General features: G+C 67.1%; 15 protein-coding genes. 9 read left to right on the forward strand and 6 right to left on the reverse strand.

Annotation, left to right across the window (positions count from 1 at the left end; all coding sequences use genetic code 11):
• Positions 1-121: 121 nt before the first annotated feature.
• Positions 122-1,633, forward strand: coding sequence for an NAD(P)/FAD-dependent oxidoreductase (locus IFSED24_RS14285; protein WP_491335063.1), 1,512 nt, complete (start codon positions 122-124; stop codon positions 1,631-1,633).
• 6 nt (positions 1,634-1,639) lie between these two features.
• Here the strand turns inward: IFSED24_RS14285 and IFSED24_RS14290 are convergent, their stop codons facing one another.
• Positions 1,640-3,046, reverse strand: coding sequence for a hypothetical protein (locus IFSED24_RS14290; protein WP_491332148.1), 1,407 nt, complete (start codon positions 3,044-3,046; stop codon positions 1,640-1,642).
• A 308-nt stretch (positions 3,047-3,354) separates the two neighbouring features.
• Between IFSED24_RS14290 and IFSED24_RS14295 the strand changes: the two genes are divergently transcribed.
• The 5 genes from IFSED24_RS14295 (at position 3,355) to nrfD (ending at position 10,501) form a co-directional block, all read left to right on the forward strand.
• The gene (locus IFSED24_RS14295) at positions 3,355-5,622 is read left to right on the forward strand and encodes a FlgD immunoglobulin-like domain containing protein (protein ID WP_491332149.1); all 2,268 of its coding nucleotides are present in this window, start codon (positions 3,355-3,357) and stop codon (positions 5,620-5,622) included.
• A gap of 201 nt (positions 5,623-5,823) precedes the next feature.
• The gene (locus IFSED24_RS14300) at positions 5,824-7,647 is read left to right on the forward strand and encodes a DUF2339 domain-containing protein (protein WP_491332150.1); all 1,824 of its coding nucleotides are present in this window, start codon (positions 5,824-5,826) and stop codon (positions 7,645-7,647) included.
• Entirely contained in the window at positions 7,628-8,563 is a 936-nt protein-coding gene (locus IFSED24_RS14305) for a hypothetical protein (protein ID WP_491332151.1), read from the forward strand. The genes IFSED24_RS14300 and IFSED24_RS14305 overlap by 20 nt, the downstream gene beginning before the upstream one ends.
• A gap of 4 nt (positions 8,564-8,567) precedes the next feature.
• On the forward strand, positions 8,568-9,311 hold the full coding sequence (locus IFSED24_RS14310) for a 4Fe-4S dicluster domain-containing protein (protein WP_491332152.1): 744 nt from the start codon (positions 8,568-8,570) through the stop codon (positions 9,309-9,311).
• 26 nt (positions 9,312-9,337) lie between these two features.
• A complete protein-coding gene (gene nrfD, locus IFSED24_RS14315; protein WP_491332153.1) occupies positions 9,338-10,501 on the forward strand; it encodes an NrfD/PsrC family molybdoenzyme membrane anchor subunit in 1,164 nt (387 codons plus the stop codon).
• Positions 10,502-10,573: 72 nt separating this feature from the next.
• Here nrfD and IFSED24_RS14320 read toward each other — a convergent pair whose 3' ends face one another.
• Positions 10,574-10,747: a PLDc N-terminal domain-containing protein gene (locus IFSED24_RS14320; RefSeq protein WP_491332154.1), complete on the reverse strand. Its 174-nt coding sequence runs from the start codon at positions 10,745-10,747 to the stop codon at positions 10,574-10,576.
• A gap of 33 nt (positions 10,748-10,780) precedes the next feature.
• A complete protein-coding gene (locus IFSED24_RS14325; protein WP_491332155.1) occupies positions 10,781-11,332 on the reverse strand; it encodes an outer membrane beta-barrel protein in 552 nt (183 codons plus the stop codon).
• Positions 11,333-11,826: 494 nt separating this feature from the next.
• Here IFSED24_RS14325 and IFSED24_RS14330 point away from each other — a divergent pair, with 494 nt between their 5' ends.
• Positions 11,827-13,437, forward strand: a complete 1,611-nt coding sequence (locus IFSED24_RS14330; RefSeq protein WP_491332156.1) for an outer membrane protein assembly factor BamB family protein — start codon at positions 11,827-11,829, stop codon at positions 13,435-13,437.
• 7 nt (positions 13,438-13,444) lie between these two features.
• Here the strand turns inward: IFSED24_RS14330 and IFSED24_RS14335 are convergent, their stop codons facing one another.
• A complete protein-coding gene (locus tag IFSED24_RS14335) occupies positions 13,445-15,046 on the reverse strand; it encodes a right-handed parallel beta-helix repeat-containing protein (RefSeq protein WP_491332157.1) in 1,602 nt (533 codons plus the stop codon).
• Positions 15,047-15,350: 304 nt separating this feature from the next.
• Here IFSED24_RS14335 and IFSED24_RS14340 point away from each other — a divergent pair, with 304 nt between their 5' ends.
• Complete coding sequence (locus IFSED24_RS14340) at positions 15,351-16,211, forward strand: hypothetical protein (RefSeq protein ID WP_491332158.1); 861 nt, start codon at positions 15,351-15,353, stop codon at positions 16,209-16,211.
• An 83-nt stretch (positions 16,212-16,294) separates the two neighbouring features.
• Here IFSED24_RS14340 and IFSED24_RS14345 read toward each other — a convergent pair whose 3' ends face one another.
• Both IFSED24_RS14345 and IFSED24_RS14350 read right to left on the reverse strand, forming a co-directional pair.
• A complete protein-coding gene (locus IFSED24_RS14345) occupies positions 16,295-17,236 on the reverse strand; it encodes an AraC family transcriptional regulator (RefSeq protein WP_491332159.1) in 942 nt (313 codons plus the stop codon).
• Between the two features lie 148 nt (positions 17,237-17,384).
• Positions 17,385-20,492 (reverse strand): cadherin-like domain-containing protein, encoded by a 3,108-nt coding sequence (locus tag IFSED24_RS14350; RefSeq protein ID WP_491332160.1) that lies wholly within the window; start codon positions 20,490-20,492, stop codon positions 17,385-17,387.
• A gap of 158 nt (positions 20,493-20,650) precedes the next feature.
• Between IFSED24_RS14350 and IFSED24_RS14355 the strand changes: the two genes are divergently transcribed.
• Positions 20,651-21,379 (forward strand): phosphatase PAP2 family protein, encoded by a 729-nt coding sequence (locus tag IFSED24_RS14355; protein ID WP_491332161.1) that lies wholly within the window; start codon positions 20,651-20,653, stop codon positions 21,377-21,379.
• Positions 21,380-21,493 lie beyond the last annotated feature (114 nt).

Genomic DNA, 21,493 nt, shown 5'->3' on the forward strand with positions numbered 1-21,493 from the left:
TTCGGTGCGACGTCGGCACGACCTGGCTAACAAGATCATGTTGCACCACCATGATCCGGGCGGTTAGATTCCAGGGCCATCCTCACACCTACCGGGGAGCGGCGACCACGTGGCCAGCAGAATGGCGGTGATCATCGGTGGCGGGCCCGCGGGTCTGACCGCCGCCTACGAGCTTCTGAAGCGCACGAACATCACGCCCGTGGTGCTCGAGAAGGACGATATCTTGGGCGGCATCGCCCGCACTGTCAACTACAAGGGCAACCGCATCGACCTGGGCGGCCACCGCTTCTTCTCCAAGTCCGACCGGGTCATGGACTGGTGGCTCGACTTCCTCCCCGCGGAACGGGCGGCCACCGGCCAGGCCGACGCCCCCGACCCGGCCGAGACCGACGAGGTGATGCTCCTGCGGTCGCGTCGGAGCCGCGTCTACTACCTGCGCAAGTTCTTCGACTACCCCATCACCCTGAGCATGCGCACCATCACCAACCTCGGCCTGGCGCGCATGGTCCGGATCGGCCTGAGCTACCTGCAGGCCCGTCTGAAACCAATCCGCCACGAGCAGAACCTCGAGCAGTTCTTCATCAACCGGTTCGGCCGCGAGCTCTACCGGACGTTCTTCGAGTCGTACACCGAGAAGGTGTGGGGCGTGCCGTGCCGCGAGATCCAGGCGTCCTGGGGCGCCCAGCGCATCAAGGGCCTGTCGGTGCTCAAGACCCTGACCCACGCCCTGAGCAAGCCCTTCAAGAGGAAGGGCCTGGCCCAGAAGGACACCGAGACCTCGCTCATCGAGCAGTTCCTCTACCCCAAGTACGGCCCGGGCCAGATGTGGGAGCTCTGCGCGGCGAAGGTCGAGGCCATGGGCGGGCGGGTGCTGATGAACCAGGAGGTCGTCGGACTCGAGATCGGCGAGGACGGGATCACCGGCGTGGTCGCCCGCGATGTCCACACCGGCGCGACCACGACCCACCCGGCGGACGTCTGCTTCTCGACCATGCCCGTGCGCGACCTGATCGGCGCCCTGGACACCGACGTGCCCGCCGAGGTCCGCGAGGTCGGCGCCGGGCTGGTGTACCGCGACTTCCTCACCGTGGGCCTGCTCGTCGACGAGCTCAAGGTCCACGAGGAGGATCCGAAAGCCTCGCTGCTGAAGGACAACTGGATCTACATCCAGGAACCCGACGTGCTCGTCGGCCGCCTGCAGATCTTCAACAACTGGAGCCCGTACATGGTGGCCGATCCGGGCATGGTCTGGATCGGGCTGGAGTACTTCTGCAACGAGGGCGACGCGATCTGGTCGCGCAGCGACGCGGAACTCATCGACCTCGGCCGCGAGGAGCTCCACCGCATCGGCATCATCGACCGCGATCTGGTCCGCGACGGCACCGTCCTGCGCATGCCCAAGACCTATCCCGCCTACTTCGGCACCTACGACCGCTTCGACCGGCTCAGGTCGTACCTCGACGGCTTCGCCAACCTGTTCCTGCTCGGCCGCAACGGCATGCACCGCTACAACAACCAGGATCATTCCATGCTGACGGCCATGACCGCGGTCGACAACATCATCAGCGGCCGCCGCGACAAGGCCAACATCTGGGACGTGAACACCGAGAAGGAATACCACGAGGAGAAGTAGCGGGGGTCACCGGCCGGGGCCGATCACCACATACGATCGGTTCTCGAACACCACCGGCCCCTCGATCGCCACCTCGTGCCGCTGGCGCCAGATCACGATGTAGTCCACGGCCTCGTGCGGCACCGCCCTCCGGTACCCTGCGCAGCGGCGCCTGGTGTAGAGGTACACCGCCCCGGGACGGTGGAAGGCGACCAGAGCGTCGGGTTCGGTGGTGCGCAGAAACGCCCAGAGCTCGTGTGCATCGGGCGTCTCCGGTCCCTCCTCGACCTTCTCGTCCGAGAACCAGTACCGGTCGGGAATCTCGTACAGGTACACCCCGATCAGGTGGCCGCCAACCACGGCCAGGTACAGCGGCAGGAGCCAGCCGAGCACGCGACGGCGCCCGGCCAGCCAGTCCAGGCCCACGAACACGTGGAAGCAATAGAGCGCCAGCACGGGGAACAGGAACCGCGGACCCTGGGTCGCCGGCCACACGAGGTAGAGGACGAGGTTGAGCAGGATCACCAGGCTGGTCGCCCAGTGGGTCCGCCAGGACACCACCAGCCCGATCACCGCGGGGCCGAGCCCCACCCAGAAGAGGTAGCGGCCCATGCTGCGGCGGAACAGCTCGCCGCCTTCCCGCAGGTAGAAGATGACGTTGTGCCAGATGCTCTCGAGGCCGATGTCGCGGAGGATGAAGGCGTCGGACCGGGCTGAGGGGAACACCAGCGCTGCGGCCGCCAGGCAGCCCAAGAGCGTCACCAGGGGGACGGCTTGCCGGACCACGTCTTTCCACCGGCGCCGGTACAGGCTGGCGAGCAGGATGATCCCGATGGGCGCCGCCACCAGGATGCCGTTGGGCCGGATCCAGGACCCATACCAGACGACCACGCCCAGCAGGACGCCCCAGCCCGCCGGCGATCCCGCCCGTCGCCAGCGCCGCAGCACGAGCAGCCCCAGGAAGATGAAGAAGAGCGAGGGCAGGTCGGAGAGGATCTGATTGGTGAAGTCGGTGAGCAGGGGGCTGATCAGGAACAGTGCCACGCCCCATTTCGCGGCCGGACCGAAGCCGTCGATGGCGAGGACGCGGTGCATCACCAGCCCCGTGGCCAGGAAGAAGGCGATCATCAGGATCTTGAAGGCGGTGAAATCGATGCCCCTGGCGGCGTAGACCGGGGCCAGGATCAGCGGGAAGCCCCAGTCGTAGAGGACGGCCGGCAAATGGGCGACGGTGTGCTCGGTGGCGAAGGCGAGGCCGGTGGCGTAGCCATCCAGGTCGCCCTCGACCAGCGCGCGCGCCTGGCCCAGGTAGAGCGTGGCATCGTTGCCCCAGGGTTGCCCGCCACGCACCATCAAGATGCACAGGAGCAGGCTCACGGCGAAGACGGCCTGGAGCGGGATGCGGTCTAGTGTTCGTTGGAGGGCTGGCAGCACGGTCTGGTCCATGGGTTCGAGGGGGGGGTCGAATCAGGGTAATAGCGAAACCAGAGAGGTTCAAGTACCACGGGTTGTGCCAACGAGATTGTGTCCGGGCCGACCAGCGCCCTGCGGACAGTACGATTGTTGCATCCTATGTACCGGAACATCAACAATGGCGGCGATAAATATCCCAGAATGGCCCGGACACACTCTCGGTGGCACAAGACATGTGATACAATACTTTCGTTGCCCTGATTTTGCGGCGTTCCCCGCCACCCCGACCTCTGCCAAGAACGCCGCCGCTCCGGACAAGAGGCAGAGCCATGAAGTCCGTCCTCGTCCTCTTCGTGCTCCTGATCATCATCCCCTGCGAAACCGCCCGCTCGCAGCCCTGCATCCACTACGAGGACTATCTGCGACAGGTCGCCTCGATCGGGTGCATGGCCGACGCCATCGCCACCGACGGCCATCGTCTGGCCGCGGTCTCGTTCGGCCATCTGATGCTGTTCGACGTGTCCGACCCGGAGAATCCAGCCTGGGTCGGCTCCCTGGAGATCGGGCCCTTCCAGAGCGCCCTGGCCATGAGCGGAGATCTGCTCGTCTCCGTCAGCGGCCATTACGATGGCTATCAGTATCACTGCTCGCTGATCGACATCGCGGACCCGACCCATCCGCAGATCCTCGGCCGCGTCGAGCTGCCGGGACCGGCTCACGATGTCGCCGTGGCCGGCACCACGGTCTGCGTGGCCTGCGGGAACGCCGGCCTGCTGGTAGTGGATATGGGCGACCCCACCGCGCCGCTGGTCGTGGGCAGCCTGGACCTGGCGCCCGCGGTGGGCGTGGATTGCCAGGAGACCTGGGGACTCGTGGGGACCGCCGACAGCCTGCACGTCCTTGACCTGACCACCGTGGGCATGCCCGAAATCATGGGCAGCCTGCCCATTCCCGGCGGCGCCGACGCCGTGGCCGCGACCACGAACATGTCGGCGCTGGTCGGTGGCGGCCCGGGCCTGTGCGTGGTGGATTGCTCGGCGCCCACCCAGCCGGAGCTCCGCGGCACGGTGGGCCTGCCCGAGGCCCCCAACCACGTGGCGACCGACGGCACGCAGGCCTTCCTGGCCATTCGGGATCGAGGGCTGATGGTGGTCGAATTCGCCGACCCCTGGGCGCCGCACGTGATCGGCGCCATCATGGCGGCGCGCCCCGTCACCGGCCTGGCCACGGCCGGCAACATGGTCTACCTGTCCTGCTTCGACGAGACGCCGGCCGACCTGCCCGGTCGCGTGATCATGGTCATCGACGCCACCGAGCCGCACAGCCCGCCTGCCCTCGGCTCGCTGGACCTCGGTGTCGCGGTCCACGATCTGTGCATCATGGAACCCCATGCCTACATCCTCGCCGATCACCCGGAGTGGTCCGGCAGAGCCCTGCTCACGGTCGACATCTCGCAGCCCGAGCAGCCGCAGGAGATCGGCCGCCTCGAGCTCGTGGCCGACGCCGCGCGGATCGCCGCGCTGCCACCCTACCTCGTCGTGGGCTTCCGGGGCGGCAAGCTGGCCGCCGTCGACGTCACCGACCCCACCCAGCTCGTGCTGATCGGCCTGGTCGAGCTGTCCGCACCGCTGAATACCTTCGTGACCGCTTTCGGCCACGCCATCGCCAGCGTCGGCGTGTATACCAGCGGCGCTCTGCAGATCGTGGCGTTCAGCGATCCGTACGCTCCGGAGGTCGTGTACGAGATGGAGTTCGGGCGTGCCGACGGCCTGGCCGTGAGCGATTCGTGTCTCGTGATCACTGGCCTGCACGGCCTGATATACCCCCAGTTCCTCCTGGGAACCCTGGGCATCGCCGATCCGACGCACCCGCAAGGTGGCGGCTCCATGTATCTCGGGGATTGGGCCGGTTCTCGGCTCGCCGCCGGCGACGGCCATGCCGCCCTGGAGTGCTATCAATGGAATGCCGACTTCCCGGGGCCGTACCTCCGCCTCTACGACGTCGGCGATTGCGCGACGCCCCAGCTCGTGGCCAGCTCGTACCTGGCGCGCTGGTCGGGAGGCATGGCGGTGGCCCACGGATGCGTCTACGCCGGCGTCGGCGACGGGCCGACCTGCGGGGCGCTCCAGGTGCTGGCCATGGGCGATCCAGCGGGCTTGTCCCACCTCGGTCAGGCCGCCACCGGAGGCTCGACCCACGCGGTGTGTGTGTCGGGATCGCTGGTGTACGCCCTCGTGGCTCCCTCCTCGCTGCAGATCTGGCCCGGGCAATGTGGCGGGGTGACGGGCGTGGTCGACGAGCCCACGCCGTCCGGGGCGGAGGTGGCGCTGGACCTGGCCCTTCAGCCCAACCCGTGCAATCCCACAACGACGATTACCTTCCGGCTGGATCGGCCCGCGAGCGTGAGGGCGTCGGTGCATGGGGTCGACGGCGCGCTGGTGGCGTCGCTGGCGCGGGGGCGGTACGAGGCCGGGCCCCATGTTCTCGTCTGGAAGGGCCGGGACGATCGGGGCCGGCAGGTGGCGTCCGGGGTGTATCTGGTGCGGGTCGTGGCGGATGGCGAGGCAGCGATGAAGAAGGCTGTGCTGGTGCGATAGCGATGAGCAACCGGAACGCCCGATCCGCCAGACGCCAGCTCCATGGCTTTTTTGATAATGGATATTGTGATTATCAAAAACTCCTATTAATAAGATCGACATTGTGTTACGGTCCCGATTCGAGCATCGCCCCCGACGTGCTCTGACCCCTCATGGTGCCGCCGGCTTGCTCGTCCCTCACACGTCGAGGTAGGCATCTCGATGCAGGACCCTGGCCGCCAGAAGCCGAGTTCACAGGCCGAACTCACCGCCACCATCGAGGCCCTGGCGATCCGGATCGCCGCCATCGAGGACCACCTCGGACTCACCGCCCCGACCGCCACCAGTTCCCCCTCGCCGCCCCCGGGCCCGCCCGAGGTCCCCGTGCAAGCCCCCCGCTCGCAACCAGGCTTCCAGCTGCCCGCCGTGGGCATCTCCTTCCTGATGCTGGCCGGAGCGTTCCTGCTGCGGGCCATCACCGACGCCGGCATGCTCTCCGCTCCCATCGGACTCGCCCTGGGCCTGGCCTACGTCCTCGCGCTGCTCTTCCTGACCGACCGCGACGGGCGGCACGATCGGCGCGCCCGGGCCAATCTCGTGGGAGCGGCCACCGTCCTGGTCGCCTACCCCTTCATCTGGGAGACCACCACCAAGCTCGGCCTCCTGCCCGCCAGGGGCGCCGCAGCAGTCACGGTGCTGGTCACGACCCTCGCCCTCGGCGTGGCGCTCCGGCACCGTCTCAAGGTGCTCGCCTGGATCGTTCTGCTGGCTGCCGTCGCGGTATGCGCAGGGCTCTACTGGTCCACCGACGCCACCGTGCTCTTCCTCGCCGTGCTGGTGGCGCTGGGAGTGGCCACGGTCTGGCTGGGCTACCTGCGCGACTGGCAGGGACCGCAGTGGTTCGTGGCCGGAGTGGTCAACTTCCTGGTCTTCGTCACCGTCATGCTGGCCTCGCACCCTGCGCAACAGGCGGCGGGCCGGCCCGACCCCTCTCCCGCGGGCGCTTTGCCGGTGGCGCTGGCGTTGCCGCTGGTCTACCTGATCAGCTTCGCCTGGCGCACCCTGATCCAGCGGCGGGAGGCGGGATTGTTCGAGATCCTGCAGTCGCTGGGCTGCGTCATGGCGGGCTATGTCGGCGCCATCCATCTCCTGCATGTCGAGGGCCGCAGCACCGCGGCACTGGGCTGGGCCACGCTCCTCGTCGCTGTCATCGGTTACGTGGTGGCGTTCATGCTGGTGCGCAACCGCCAGGGGCGCGGTCTGAACTTCTTCTACCACGCGTGGCTCGGGCTGGTGCTCACGTTCATCGGCACGGCGCTCGTGGTCTCGGGCTCGTGGCTCCCGTACCTGTGGGCCGGGCTGGGCGTGGCCGCGGCCATCACCGGGGGGATCTTCGACCGCTGGACGCTGCGCCTGCACTGCGCGGTCTACCTGATCGGCGCCGCCGTGGTCACCGGGACGGCGGCGCGCTTCTTCGCGGTGTTCGTGGCGCGCCGGACCCCGTCCTGGGAAGAGTTCACCACCGCGGGCCTCATCGTCACGATCCTGGCCGCTGCCGCCTATGGGCTCCTGGTGGGAGCGCAAAGGAGCCGGGAGGTCTCGAACTGGCGGCGGGTGCCGCGCTTCCTCGTGGCGATGCTCGTGCTGATCGGGGCCGGCATCGTGGTGGTGACCGCCCTGGCGGTCTGGGGGACCAGCGTGTTGCCGTGGCCCGAGGCCGCCGTGGTGGCCGTGACGCGCACGGCGGTTCTGTCGGCGGTGACGGTGCTGCTGGCCGCGCTGGGGCGCCGGCCTTTGCTGGCCGAACTCGCCTGGTTCGTCAATCCGCTGCTGGTGCTGGTCGGGCTCAAGGTGCTCCTCGAGGATCTTCGCGCCGGCACGCCGCTCGCCCTCTTCTTCGGCTTCACCTGTTTCGGCATCGCCCTGATCGTGGCGCCGCGCCTGCGTCGGCGGCGGGCCGATTCCACCAATGAACCCGGCCCGGAGAGCGTGACGGACCTCCCGGGCCCAGCCAGTGAAGGGCTCCATGGAACCGACACGCCATAGCTACCGGCATACGATCCGGCTGTTCGTGTTGATCGGCGGCGCCGTGGTGGCGGCGCTGATCGTCCGCTCGCTGCTGGTCCCCGAGTCCTTCGGCGATCTGGGCCACTTCCGGGCCGACGCCGTCACGGAGGCCCGGCGGTTCGCACCGCAGCACCTCGGGCGGGCGGTATGCGAGGAGTGCCACGACGACGTGGTCGCGCTGCACGCCAAGGACGCCCACGCCTTCGTCGAATGCGAGAGCTGCCATGGCCCCGGCGCGGCGCACGTGGCCGCCGACGGCGAGGGCGGGATCGTCCGACCCGGGGGCAAGGCGGCCTGCCTGGTGTGCCACGAGCTGCTGCCGGCCCGACCCGGCGACTTCGCGCAGATCGTGCCCGCGGACCACTACCGCTTCGTGGGCGTGGCCGACCCCGAGGTCGAGTGCATCGCCTGCCACGACCCCCACGAGCCGCTCTTCATGGACCGCGACCTGCGCACCGCACGGCTGCATCCGCTGATCCATCGTTGCCGCGACTGCCACGTCGGGCGCACCGACGAGACCCTGGCCCGACCGGCCGGCCATCCGGCGATCTTCACGTGCGACTACTGCCACGGTGAGGTGGCGCGCGGGTTCGCCGAACGTCCGCACAGCGGCGTGCGCTGCACCACCTGCCACCTGTTCTTCCGCGAATCCGAGTCCGCCGGCCGCATCCTCCGCGACTCGGACCCGCGCTTCTGCCTGCTCTGCCACCGCGACGCCAGCTTCCGTAGCGACGACGCGCCGCCGGGCATCGACTGGCCCGAACACCGCGAGGTCATGGCCGAGGACGAGAGCGACCTCGACAAGCGCTGCATCGACTGTCACCAGGACCGTATCCACCCGCTGCCGACCAGCAGCGCCGCCGCCGGCAACATCCGCCATGGCCGCGAGGAGTAGAGACATGCGTAACGATCGCAACCCATCGCGTCGCGAGATCCTGAAGCTGCTGGCCGCCGGCTCCGGCGTGCTGGTCTTTCCCATCGGCACACTGCTGGCGAGCGAGGACGAGGCGGCCGGCGGCGAGGGCGCGCCCTACTGGGCTTACGCCGTGGACACCACCCGTTGCATCGGCTGCTGCGCCTGCATGCGCGCCTGTCGCGCCGAGAACGACGTGCCCGAGGATGTGTACCGCACCTGGATAGAACGCTATCGCATCGGCCCCGACGGCGAGGTCCGGGTGGACGCCGCCACCGGTACCGACCCGGTCTTCGAATCGGTCGAGGGCGAGGTGGCCCGGGCGTTCTTCGTGCCCAAGATCTGCAACCATTGCGAGAAGTCGGTGTGCAACCAGGTCTGTCCCGTGGGCGCGGCCTACAAGACCGACGACGGCGTGGTGCTGGTGGACGGCGAGCATTGCATCGGCTGCGGCTACTGCGTGCAGGCCTGCCCCTACGGCTCGCGCTTCATCAACCCGCGGACCCACATGGCCGACAAGTGCACCTTCTGCTACCACCGCCTCGGCCGGGGACTCGCGCCCGCGTGCGTGCTGGCGTGCCCCCGCGAGGCACGGCTCTTCGGCGACCTGAACAATCCCAAGAGCAAGCTGAGCGTGCTGCTGCGCCAGCAGCGTTACCGCCTGCTCAAGCCGGAGCTGGGCACGCACCCCAAGTGCTACTACCTGGGACTGGACCGCGTGGTCGTCTGACCCGCACCCATGCCGAAAGGTGAACCGTGGACTTCGTCTTCCCCAACGAGCTGAACGTCACCTGGACGGTGATGATCGTGCTGTACCCCTACATCACGGGGCTGGTGGCCGGGGCGTTCATCGTGTCGTCGCTCTATCACGTGTTCGGCAAGACCGAGCTGAAGGCCGTGGCGCGGTTCTCGCTGGCGTCGGCGTTCGTGTTCCTGCTGTTCGCGCCGCTGCCGCTCCTGATGCACCTGGGGCAGCCCCAGCGGGCGTTCAACATCATGATCACGCCCAACTTCAACTCGGCCATGGCGGGCTTCGGGTTCATCTACACGGCCTACCTGATCGTGGTCGTGCTGGAGATCTGGTTCGTGATGCGCCACAGCTTCATCGCCCGGGCCCGGGGCACCGGCCCCATCGCCTGGTTCTGCCGGATGATCCTGCTCGGCAACACGCACGAGGACGCGGCCACCCGCGCCGCCGATCACCGCATCGCCCGGTTCCTGGCGGGCCTCGGCATTCCCATGGCCTGCCTGCTGCACGGCTACGTGGGGTTCCTGTTCGGTTCGCTGAAGGCCAACCCGTGGTGGTCGACCCCGCTGATGTTCGTGATCTTCATCTTCTCGGCCATTGTCTCGGGCATCGCGGTGCTCATCTTCCACTACATGATCGTGGCGCGGATCAACGGCTGGAAGCTGGACCAGCCGTGCGTGCGTTCGCTCACCAGGTACCTGTGGGGCTTCATGATCATCGCCGTGTCGCTGGAGCTGCTGGAGGTCCTGTCCATCGCCTACAAGCAGACCGAGGAGTGGGAGGTCCTGGGGATGCTGATCCGTGAGAAGCTCTTCGTTTCCTACGTGGTGCTGCAGTACCTGGTGTTCTCGCTGATCCCCTTCTTCCTGCTGGGCATCAACTCGCTCTTCAATCTGCGCGACCGCGTGGCCAACGCCATGGTCTGGACCGCGTCCGCCATGCTCCTGGTCCAGGTGCTGCTCATGCGCTGGAACGTTGTGGTGGGCGGCCAGCTGGTGTCCAAGTCCATGCGCGGGTTCACCGATTACTTCCCCGGGGTCTGGGAGAAGGAAGGGATCGCCGTGGCGGTGGTGATCTTCACGCTGCCGTTCGGGATCCTGTGGGTGTTCAACAAGATCGTGCCGCTGTTTCCGGAAGCGATGGCGCGGGAGGGATCGGGCGGCTCGAAATGAACGGGGCGGAGACCCCGGTTGCGGGTCTCCGCCCCGTATCGACGGTCGCCGGCGAAGCCGACGCCGGTGGCGTCAGCCCTTCTTCGGCCCCGCGAAGAACCAGATGATCAGCCCGATCAACGGGAACACGAACACGACCACGCTCCAGATCAGCTTGGCGAGCAGCGACGCCCCACTGCCCCAGATGCTGAGCACGGCCCAGATGAACAGGATCAGGTGGATGAGTCCGAGAGCGGTTTCGAGCATGACATTCTCCCTCGTGCGGGTTGGCGGGGCGGTCTAGAAGCCGAAGGTGGCGCCGAGGCTCACCACCGACAGATTGTCCACGTCCTTCTGCTCCAGGCTCTCCCACTCGAGCCGCACGCCGATCGGTCCCAGGTGAGCCCCGGCTCCGAGTCCCCACAGGAAGTTGGTGCCGGAGTCGTCCGCGGAGGTATCGCCGAAGGTCACCTCGCTGTCCCAGAACATGACGCCGGCCTTGGCGAAGATGTCGACGATGGCGATGGTGACTTTCCCGAGCGCCTCGATATCCCAGCCCTTGATGCTGTTCTCGATCTCGCCGTCGCCGAAGTCGCTCTTGATGGTGCCGAAGTGACGATAGCCGCCCTCGACGCCGAGGAACCCCTGGCCGCTGAAGCCGCCGAAGATCTTCCAGGCGGTGGAGTTCTCGTCGATCTCCTGGACCTGGTCGGTCACGTCGCCCACATCGAACTTCGAGCTGAAGAACGTGTTGCCGAGACCGGCGCCGACGTAGAGTCCTTCCGCCTGGACCGCGGAGGATGCGAGCACGAGGATCAGGAGCATTGACGAGACCGCGAGGCGATTCTTCATGGTCTACCTCCCACGCCTGGCGGCGCCAGGCGTTTCCTGCCGACATGGATGCGGGTGAACTCCACCACTTTAAGGGAGAGTCTTCGAGTCAGCTACCCGTCATGCCGCGCGTAGTCGTCACCCGGGCCGAAATCTCGGGAAGCGGGGGGAGAATGGGGCCACGGCGGGATGCGGGACATTCTCCGCTATCGAAAACATGTGCCCAAGACAACTCCCGGGGGACGATGTTTCTATAAATGATTTCAAAATAACAATATAGAGGTCTCGGTGTTCCAACCCCCCGCTCCATATCCGGTATACTCCAGACCATGGACAGGGTGCCGGCAATGGAGAGGTTCCCTGGTTCGCGACCCTCCGTGTTCGCCGGCATCCGGACCAGGCAGGGGACCCGCCGAGCGCGACACCGTCCCCTTCACCGCGATCATTGACAGCGGAATATCGAAGAGAGGACAATCGACCGCATCGGAACCCGCCATTCCCGCAAAGGATGCTCCATGCCGAACCCTATCAGGCCCCTCCCCCTGCTCCTCATTCTGATCCTCCTGGCCGCCATGACCGCCTGCTCCGACGACCCGGTCACGCCCGAGGAGACCGAGGAGCTGAAGATCGATCTCGTCTCTCCGGTCGACGACGACCCGCAAGCGGCGTTCGCCGTCCACGTGGAGGCCAATCTCGAGCTGACCCGGGTGGTCTTCCAGGTCGACGGGGTCGAGGCGGCGGTGGACAGCACCGCACCGTTCGAATTCCTCTGGAACGTCGCGCTGTACGCGGACGGCGATTTCCACTACCTGCTGGCGACCGGCCACGCCGGCGACGGCCGCACCGACAGCGACGGCCTCGGTATGCGGATCCCCGCCGGCGTCTGCGGCGTGCTGCTCTTTCCGCCGCCGGGCGGCGGCCTCGGCGATCCGGAGAGCGCGCCCCTGTCGTGGCTGCGCGATCCCCTGGCCGCGGCGTACGAGGTGGTGGTGAGCCTCGATCCCGACCTCGCCGACCCCGCGCACACGGCCACCACGAGCGACACCACCGTGACCGTGCCGGCCGCCGCGCGGCAGTGGCAGTACTGGCGCGTCCGGGCGCGGTCGACGGGCGCAGCCTGGGGACCGTGGAGCGAGACCGGCGTCTTCTACGGCGGCGCCGTGTTCGAGCGCGATCTCGTCTACAGCGGCAACAACTCCTCGCTGGGCCTGGGGATCGCGGCCACCGCGGACGGCGGCTACCTGGTCGCCGGCAGCTACGGCTACAGCCCGCTCATCCGCCGGCTCGATCCCCTGGGCAACCCGCTCTGGACCTACGAGCCCTACTTCGAGGGCCGCTATCACGACATCGCGGCGGTCGACGACGGCGGCTGCGTCGCCGTGGGCGTGGCCGACCGTGACCTGGTGCTGACCCGCCTCGCCGCCGACGGATCGGAGGTCTGGACCCGGCCGCACTTCGGCTCCCAGGGCTTCGACTACGGTCTATGCGTGCGCCCCTGCACGGGCGGCGGCTTCGTGGCGGCCGGCACGCGGGACGGCCAGGCCTGGCTGCTGCGCGCGAGCGAGGACGGCCACCAGATCTGGGAGTGCACCTACGGCCCCACCCTGGCCGCCGCGGTGCTCGAGCGCCCGGACGGCGGTTTCGTGGTGACCGGCGACTACTACGGCCAGAGCACCTTCCTGCTCGGCACCGACCAGGACGGCCTCGTCCAGTGGCGGACCGACCTCGCCGGCGGCGATCTGCCCTTCAGCCAGCCCGGCGTGGACCTGGTGGAGAGCGACGGCGGCTACACCGTCCTGGACGACGCCGGCTGGCTCTACCGGTTCGACCTCGACGGGCAGTACCTGTGGGAGGTCGGGCTGGGCGGCTATGCCGACTACCGCGCGCTGGCGACGGCGGCCGGCGGCGGCTACGTGGCGGTCAGCGAGACCGACATCCTCCGCCTGGACGCGGCGGGGCAGGAGCTGTGGCGGCTCGCGCCGGACGCGGGCGTGTACGCCGTGTGCCGCGCGGGCGACGACGGCCACGCCATTTGCGGCGACCGCCGCCAGCCCACGACCCAGCGCCACCTGTGGGTGCTGCGGATCAACGCCGACGGCGAGCACGCGCCGCCGGCCGAGGAGTAGGGCGGACTCAGTCGCCGCAGGAGACGCAGCCGTGGTCGCGCGCGCCGACGATCCGGTCCGGCCCGCCCGGGGTCGGCAGGCAGGGCGAGTCGGCGCAGAGCGAGACGTCCACCAGGGAGAGGTCGCAGAACAGCGGGTCGAGCGAGAGGTTGCCGGCCTGCCCCGCCTGGTCGGCGATGCCGCCGGTCCAGTCGCCGCCGGAGTTTCCGAACAGGTCGCAGGATGCGAGCGACGGGATCACCGATTCGTCGGTGAACGGGACCCCGTCGTTGAAGGCCACGATGCAGGCGGAGAACTGGCTGGGGTCGGCGGGATAGCCGAGCCGGAACAGCCCATATTCGGCTTCGACCGTGTTGGCCGCCACGGTGCAGCGCTCGAACTGCGAGGCGGTGCCGGTGCGGACGGTCCAGCCGCGGCCCGTGTTCTGCACGACGACGCAGCCGTCGAACCGGCCCAGCCAGCATCTCACGGCCGCGCTGAAATCGGCGTGGTTGTCGACGAGGTCGCAGTCGATCAGGTCCAGCTCCTGCGCGAGGAGGCCGCCGCCCTCGTGGGCGCGGTTGCCACTGAACGTCGTGGACTGGATCACGGCATTCTCCGCCTTGAGACCGCCCCCTCCGCCGACAGCCTCGTTGGCGAGAAACCCGCAGCCGGTGACGAGGAGGCTGTCGCCGTAGACCCTGGCGCCCCCGCCGTCGCCGCCGAGACAGCTGTTGCCGATGAAGAGGCTGTCGTGAAACTCGAGATTGTCGCCGCCACGCAGGCCGGCGCCGCCGTCGTAGCCGACGTTGTCGATGAAGAGGCAGTTCTCCACCCGGCAGTCGCGCCCCAGGTCCAGGCCCCGGTCCCGGTTGCCACGGAACGTGCACTGGCTCACCAGCGCGCCGTTGCCGAGCTTGGCGCCGCCGTCGTCGTTGTCCTCGAACAGGCAGCCCCGCAGCTCCAGCGCACCCTGGATCGCCACGCCGCCGCCGCCGCGGACCGCGGAATTGCGAACGAACTGGCAGTCGCTCACCACCAGGGTCGACCAGGCATCGGCATGGATGCCGCCGCCGTAGTACCCGCTGGCGTTGTCCTCGAAGCGGCAGCGCACGAGCTCCAGCTCCGAGCTGCTCGCGCCGATGCCGGCGCCGTCATGGGTCGCCGTGACGTTGTCCGCGATGGCGCAATCGACCAGCCGCAGGTTGCTCTGCCGGCACCAGATCGCCGCGCCGCGGCTGTCGATGTTGCCCTCGAGGTAGCCGCCGGTCAGGGTCAGGTTCTCGAGGACGACCAGGGAGTCGAGTCCCTCGCAGCGGAAGATGCGACCCTGGCCGCCGGCGTCGAGGATCGTGGGGGCGTCGGCGGTGCCGGTGCCGCGGATCAGGAGGCCGGGCTTCAGGTCGAGATCGACCGCGGCGTGGGTGCCGCCGGCGATGAGCAGGGTATCTCCCACGGCGGCCGCGGCGAGGGCCGCAGCGAGGGTGGAGTGGTCCTGGGGCACGCGCAGGGTGCCGGTGCCGGTCTCCGGGTCGGGTGGCTGGACCTCCGGGCACGAGGGGCAATCGTCGTCGCAGCCGAGGGTGCCGAGGGTGAGCAGGAGGAGCAGCAGGAGGGCGATGGTGCGCATGGGGGACCTCTAGGGGAACGGCTCGCGGTGGTCGCCGGATGGCCAGGGATCGATGCAGGATCCGACCGTCCCGACGACTCTACACGCTGCGGCCCCGAGACACCAGCTACTCCGGCGATTCGAGTCGCGCGGTCCATTCCGCCACCCCGGGCTCGGGAACAGGCAAGATAGCAGCGTAGGCGACCATCCGATGTGACTGGCCATGGTCAAGATCGACGGCTGGCCTTACTCTGGAAAAGTCCCCCCTGTCCCGGTGTGCGCCACCGTTCGCACAGCCAGTCGAAAGGACACTCCCGTGATTCGCATGAGTACACTGTTGCTGCTCGTCGCCGCGCTCTGCCTGTCGCAGGCGGCCTCGGCACAGCCCGGCCGCTGGAGTGACGATGGCGACGACCAGTTCGCCGCCGACGTGAAGAGGGGAAAGAATCGCCCGTTCATCGAAGTCGATTACGGTCTCGCCAAGCCCAAATTCGACGGCCTCGACGGGGATTTCGCATCGCTGGGACTGCTGGAGCTCAAGCTGGGATTCACCGCCCTGGACAACCTGCAAGACGGACTGGTTTCCATCGACGAACGCTACAGCTTCGGCAGCTTCCTCTCCGATGACCTCCGGATGTCGGGTTCGCCCGCGGAGGATGAGTTCGGCAGCAAGCTGGCCCGGTTCGGCCTGGGCAATCGTCTGGGTTACGGATTCGGCGGGGGCGCGCTCCGGCTGGAGATGTACAACCAGAACGCGATCAACTGGACCTCGCTCGAGGCCACCGATTACGACGACATCGGCTCGGGAGCCCAGGCGGTCTTCGACCGGTACGGAAAGCAGCTGCGCTTCGGGCAACTCTTCGCGGCCGGCCTCAAGGTGCATGTCTTCAAGTCCCTCGCCGTCACCGGCGGTGTCGAGGGCGGGGTGATCTTCCCGCGGACCGTCTTCTGGCCCTGGCTCGGCGGCGCCGCGGTCTACTCCGGCGCCCAGGGCGCGATCCAGTTCTTCTCCGAGCAGATCATCGAGGTCTCGCCCGTGGTCGGACCGATCCTCTGGTTCGCCCTGAAGACGGGCGTCTCGGCGGTCTTCTACTACGCCAGTCGCCAGAACATGAACTGGCCGTTCTCGTCGGAGACGCCGCTGACGGTGGAGTCGATCAAGCTGGGAGCGGCGGTCACGTTCTGAGGGGTCGGGCGGAGGAAGGATGAGGCGCGACCGGCGGCAACGATGTCGGCCCGACGCCGCCGCCAACCGCGCCCACGGACACGCTAAAGACGCGCCTTCAACGGAATGCAGATGTCGAAGACCCACGTCCCGTTGGGATCGGTCGCCCCGTTGTTGTGGTAGAGCTCGTAGCACGGCCGGTCGGCGCACTCGTGGCCCTGGCTCACCAGCCAGGCGAACGAGTCGTCCCAGGCGGTCTGGAAGCTGTCGGCCTGGATCTCGAAGCGGCAGACGGCGTGCGGGCCGCCGGGGATGGTCTGTGTCCCGACCGCGCCCTCGGTGACCGTCCCCACGGGCACGGTCAGGCACGCATCCACGCGGCACTTCGCCGGCGGCGTGACCTCGGGATTGTCCCAGTAGACGCCCAGCATGATGCCGCCGGCGAAGTGGCCGCGCGGACCGGCCCACCGCGCCAGCTCGCCGAAGGCGTCCTCGCAGGTCTCCTTGCCGTAGGGTCCGAGCTTGCGGACGTAGGCCACGTGGTACTCCGGCATCTCCCTGACTTCTGCATTCATCGTGTTCCTCCAGCGGTATGCGACCGTGTTGGTGAAAGCGGAGTCGGGATCGTACGCGGCCTGCAGCGACGCCGCGTTGCCGCCGTTGCGGACCGTGTGTCCAGGCTTGCTATTCCGGTACTCGGTCGGCGAGAGGCCGAAGTGCTGGCGGAAGGCCCGGGCGAAATTCTGCGAGCTGGAGAAGCCGTAGTCCATGGCCACGGTGGTGACGGGCTCCTCGGGCGCGGCCTGCAGGCGGTTGGCGGCGCTCTCCAGGCGCAGGCGCCGCGTGAAGGCGGCCACGGTCTCGCCGACCACGACCTTGAACACGCGATGGAAGTGGAAGCGCGAGAACGCGGCGGCGGCGGCGATCTCGTCGAGGGAGAGGTCGCGGTCGAGATTGCGGCTGATGAGGTTCATGGCGTTGCAGATGCGGCGGCGGTACTCGTGGGCGATGTGGCGGGTGGCGGGGGCCGGGCGCGATCGTTTCATGGAGAGTGCCCCTTGCGTCGGTGATGAGCTTCCGCTGTTCGCAGCAAAAGAAAGGGCAAGATGAGCGGGCTGGAAGCCCAGAGCCGAGGATGAACGAGGAGCCGACTTTCAGTTTCTCCCCGACCTCGGCGCTGGTTCCATCCCGCCGTCAACGGATCCGCGTCGCCGCCGGCGGGGATGGATCCGGGGGCGGCTCTTGACCATTCCTCTCCACGACGGCTCCACCGGAAGGGAACGCTCTTTTTGCACCGCTGGGGACGTGGTCTTCCGGACAAACCTCATCGACATAGAAATCGCCATAGTAACTCTCATCCACATAACCCAGGAGCTCGACAACGATCGAGATGACGGTGATATCCGACGGAAGATGGTCCCAGTCCACATCCGCGTACTGCCAGGAATAGTCCTCGTATATGCTCATGCTGTTGTTGGTCCAGTCCACTAGCCCGGTGTTGTTGTCCCTGTATCTCATCCAGAGCTTGAGCCTTAGTGATTCACGATTCGTGACACCACAGTAGTATCTCAATGAATAGGCAATGGCCGACTGCCAGTAAGGATCGCTTTCCAGGTTCGGCGACCACAAGTAAGCACGCCAGGTGAGCGCATCGTCCGGCGGATCGTTGACCTCGGGATGACCATAGGGGATGTCCAGATCGAGCGAGCCACGTCCGTCATACCCATCCTGGCCGGGAACGCCATCGAAGTTCGTATCATCATCCCAGAACAGCTCGAGGTTATGATTCCACCAGTCCTGCAAGGTGTCTGGTGTGCTGATCGCCACACTGAGATGCCAGTTCTCGTCGCTGTTCAGATCGAAGGCGAAGCACTCGCTGATCCCGGTGCCCTGGACGGCCACCGGTTCGCAACCCGTCGCGATCTCGGCCTCGAACGAGCCGGTAGCCTGTGGTTCGAAGATGACGATCGTCTCGTGGAACATGCCGGGCGGAATGCTGTATTGGCCGCCGCCCAGGAGAGAGAAATGAGGCGAATCGCAGACGATGCTGCCTGATAGATCGTCTTCGCCATCGTTGAAAACATACAGATGACGTTCCTCGTAGCCTCCGATGAAGACTTCTCCGAAATCGATCAGCAGCGGTTCGACATGGCAGCCAGGTGCAACTTCGATCGTCACGGTGGCTGGATCGGACTCGGCGCCATCCTCGTCCTTAATCGTATAGGTAAAAGTATCGCTACCGGAGTATTCGGGTGCCGACCGGTAGGTCACGGTCCCATCACCATGATTCTCGACCTCGCCGTTGCCGGGCCAGGTCTTGATCGCGACCGAGGCGGGATCGATGGCTCCATCCACATCGTGGTCGGCGCCATGGCCATTGTCCTTCAACACCTCGATCATGATCGCCACGTTCTGGACGGTGGCGGCCTCATCGTCCATGGCCACCGGGGGATCGTTCACCGACGCGACGGTGATCACGACAGAGGCCGTATTGGACACCCCACCCTCCAGGTCCCTGATCGTGTAGGTGAACCCGTCCGTCCCGAAGTAGTCGGGAGCCGGCGAATAGGTCACCGAACCATCGCCATGGTTGTCGATCTCGCCATGGCTCGGTTCGGCCATGATCCTCACCGAGGCTGGATCGATATCGCCGTCTGGATCGAAATCGGCGCCGTTCCCGTTGTCCGCGAGCACGTCGATCAACAGCGGAACATCCTCTACGGCACGGACGTCGTCGTCGATCGCGACCGGTCGATCAGTCGATGCGCCGACCAGGATCGAGACTGTCGCGGGACTGGATACGGCCCCGTCGTCATCGCTGACCGTGTACGTGAACGAGTCCTCTCCGGAGAAGTTGGCGGACGGCGTATAGGTCACCGTGCCGTCACCGTGGTTCTCGACCTGGCCGTTGCTCGGCTCGGTCATGATCGCTACCGACGTCGGATCAAGGACGCCGTCCGGATCGTGGTCAGCTCCGTTGCCGTTATCCGCAAGCACCTCGATCACCAGCGGCATGTCCTCATCGGTCTGGACGTCGTCGTCGACCGCGATCGGCGGATCGTTCGCCGAACCGATGTGGATGCTGACCGTCGCTTCATTCGAAACGGTGCCCTCGTCGTCGCTCACCGTGTAGGTGAAGACGTCTGTTCCGTTATCGTCGGGATTCGGCGAGTAGGTCACGGTTCCGTCACCGTGGTTCGTGACGTGGCCCCGGTTCGGCCATGTCACGATCGCCACGGTGGTGGGGTCGATCACACCGTCCAGATCGTAATCCGCACCGTTGCCATTGTCGGCGAGCAGGTCGATCAACAATGGCGTGTCTTCCTGCGCCTCTACCTGGTCGTCCAGGGCGCGGGGAGCGAAACGACACTCTCCGCCATTGATCACCGTCGGGTATGCCTCGCCACCATCGGTGAGACGGAAGACGGTTCGACTCGAATCGCCAGCGCCAGGAACCAGGCACAGGTCCGTGGAGACGCCCTCCCCGTGAGCCAGGACGTAGAACAGGACCTCGCAGCCGCTGGCGAGCGTCGCGCCCGTCAATCCATCGATCTGCAGGCGATAGACCGGGAGACCGGGATCACTCCGCGGCCAGAGGGATAGCGCGATATCGAAGGCCTCCTGGTCGCCGCTCGCATACAGCTTGCAGCCGGGATCGAGCAGCAGGTCCACGGAATCGGCCCCGGCCACCGCGAAGACCAGCTCCAGCCCCGCCAGATCGGAGTTGTTCTCGACGGCCACCGGGTACAGCATCACGTCGTTCTCTTCGGGATCCTGATCGGAGTGGGACAGCGATCCAACGGCCAGCCCGCCATAGACGACGATCCGGTCGCGTCCGGTGCTCGCCGGCGGCAGGACGACGGTCACCGAGCGCTGGAGTTCCTCGGCGTTCAGGGGAAAGGTCGTCTGCCCCAGGAGCGAGTCCACCGCGACCCACAGACGCCACCAGGTCAGCTCGAGCACGGTTTCGATCTCCAGATCCAGCGAGCCGGGGCCGATCCGGAATGCCTCGGCCTCGGGAACCCAAACCGAGTCGCCGGGCGCCGGCCGGCAGGCGAACGCGTCGTCGCCATCCACGCCGAGTGTGTATAGCCAGACCCTGACGGTATCGTTTTCACCGACGCCCGCTTTTGCCACGTTCGCTGTATTGTCAGGAGGAAAAACGAGGGAGAAGCCCAATCCCCCGTCGAACGGATCCGGTGATCGATGCGGGTCCGAGAGTTCACAGCCAATGAAACATGCGAAGCTGAGCAGAAGAACGAGGATCGTGGAACGCCAGAGCTTCCGGATATGAGAATCCATGGCCGATCTCCTGATTGGGGCCAAGAGGTTGAGGAGATCGCGTTCATTCTAGCAAATAATGGGGAGTGTTACATCCAGACTTCCGGCTCCATGGCACAAGTCATCCTGGTACAATGTCCACCACGCCAGCGCCCCAATTCTTTTAAAGGCGAGAACCGATGCGCAACACCGCGACCCTCCTGACCCTCCTCCTGCTGTCCGCACTCGCCCCGGCCCCGGCCGCCGCCCAGTCCAGCCTCCCACGGATCGCCGATCTTCCCGGCGACCTCCTGCACGACCTCGGCGCCCTGCCCTCCACCGAGAACGGCCTCTGGCTGCTGGGCGGCACCGCCCTGACCATCGCCGTCTACCAGTTCGAGGACGCCGAGGGCGCCGCGCGCGCCCTCGACCAGGGGATCTGGGACGGGATGTCCGACCTGGGCAACATCTGGGGCGATGCGCGTCTGCAGATCCCGCTGGCGCTGGCGACCTGGGGCGTGGGCGCCTGGGCCGACGATCCGCGCACCGCCGGCACGGGCTACGTCCTGACCCGTGGTCTGATCCTCTCCTACGCGTCGACCAGCCTGCTGAAGGTGGCCGTCGACCGCGAACGACCCAACGGCGAGCGCTACTCCTTCCCCTCGGGGCACTCGGCAACGGCGTTCACCACCGCCGGGGTCCTGACCCGACGGTACGGCGGCTGGGTCGGCGGCGCCAGCCTGGTCCTGGCCGGCTTCACGGCCATGGGCCGCATGGAGGACATGAAGCACTGGGCCAGCGATGTGGCGGCCGGCGCCACCATCGGCTGGATCATCGGGCGGACGGTGGCCCGGTGTGGACACGACCCGCAGGCCGCCTGGCAAGTCGTGCCGGCGGGAATGGGCCTGGCGATGGCGCGGCGCTTCTGATGGGTGGCCCGGAGAGCCCGCACACCTAGCCGCCTCGCTGTACTGGACGGAGCGACAGCGTACCGCTGCGTACAGCCCTCATGCTTAGAATCCCTTTCGATGCTTATGAGACAA

Source organism: Candidatus Latescibacter sp. IFSED24, from assembly GCF_058273205.1.

Bases quoted from the DNA above. Each gene is read 5' to 3' on its own strand.
- IFSED24_RS14285 (WP_491335063.1), top strand. From the start codon at position 122: ATGGCGGTGATCATCGGTGGCGGGCCCGCGGGTCTGACCGCCGCCTAC.
- IFSED24_RS14295 (WP_491332149.1), top strand. From the start codon at position 3,355: ATGAAGTCCGTCCTCGTCCTCTTCGTGCTCCTGATCATCATCCCCTGC.
- IFSED24_RS14300 (WP_491332150.1), top strand. From the start codon at position 5,824: ATGCAGGACCCTGGCCGCCAGAAGCCGAGTTCACAGGCCGAACTCACC.
- IFSED24_RS14305 (WP_491332151.1), top strand. From the start codon at position 7,628: ATGGAACCGACACGCCATAGCTACCGGCATACGATCCGGCTGTTCGTG.
- IFSED24_RS14310 (WP_491332152.1), top strand. From the start codon at position 8,568: ATGCGTAACGATCGCAACCCATCGCGTCGCGAGATCCTGAAGCTGCTG.
- IFSED24_RS14320 (WP_491332154.1), bottom strand. From the start codon at position 10,747: ATGCTCGAAACCGCTCTCGGACTCATCCACCTGATCCTGTTCATCTGG.
- IFSED24_RS14325 (WP_491332155.1), bottom strand. From the start codon at position 11,332: ATGAAGAATCGCCTCGCGGTCTCGTCAATGCTCCTGATCCTCGTGCTC.
- IFSED24_RS14330 (WP_491332156.1), top strand. From the start codon at position 11,827: ATGCCGAACCCTATCAGGCCCCTCCCCCTGCTCCTCATTCTGATCCTC.
- IFSED24_RS14335 (WP_491332157.1), bottom strand. From the start codon at position 15,046: ATGCGCACCATCGCCCTCCTGCTGCTCCTCCTGCTCACCCTCGGCACC.
- IFSED24_RS14340 (WP_491332158.1), top strand. From the start codon at position 15,351: ATGAGTACACTGTTGCTGCTCGTCGCCGCGCTCTGCCTGTCGCAGGCG.
- IFSED24_RS14345 (WP_491332159.1), bottom strand. From the start codon at position 17,236: ATGAAACGATCGCGCCCGGCCCCCGCCACCCGCCACATCGCCCACGAG.
- IFSED24_RS14350 (WP_491332160.1), bottom strand. From the start codon at position 20,492: ATGGATTCTCATATCCGGAAGCTCTGGCGTTCCACGATCCTCGTTCTT.
- IFSED24_RS14355 (WP_491332161.1), top strand. From the start codon at position 20,651: ATGCGCAACACCGCGACCCTCCTGACCCTCCTCCTGCTGTCCGCACTC.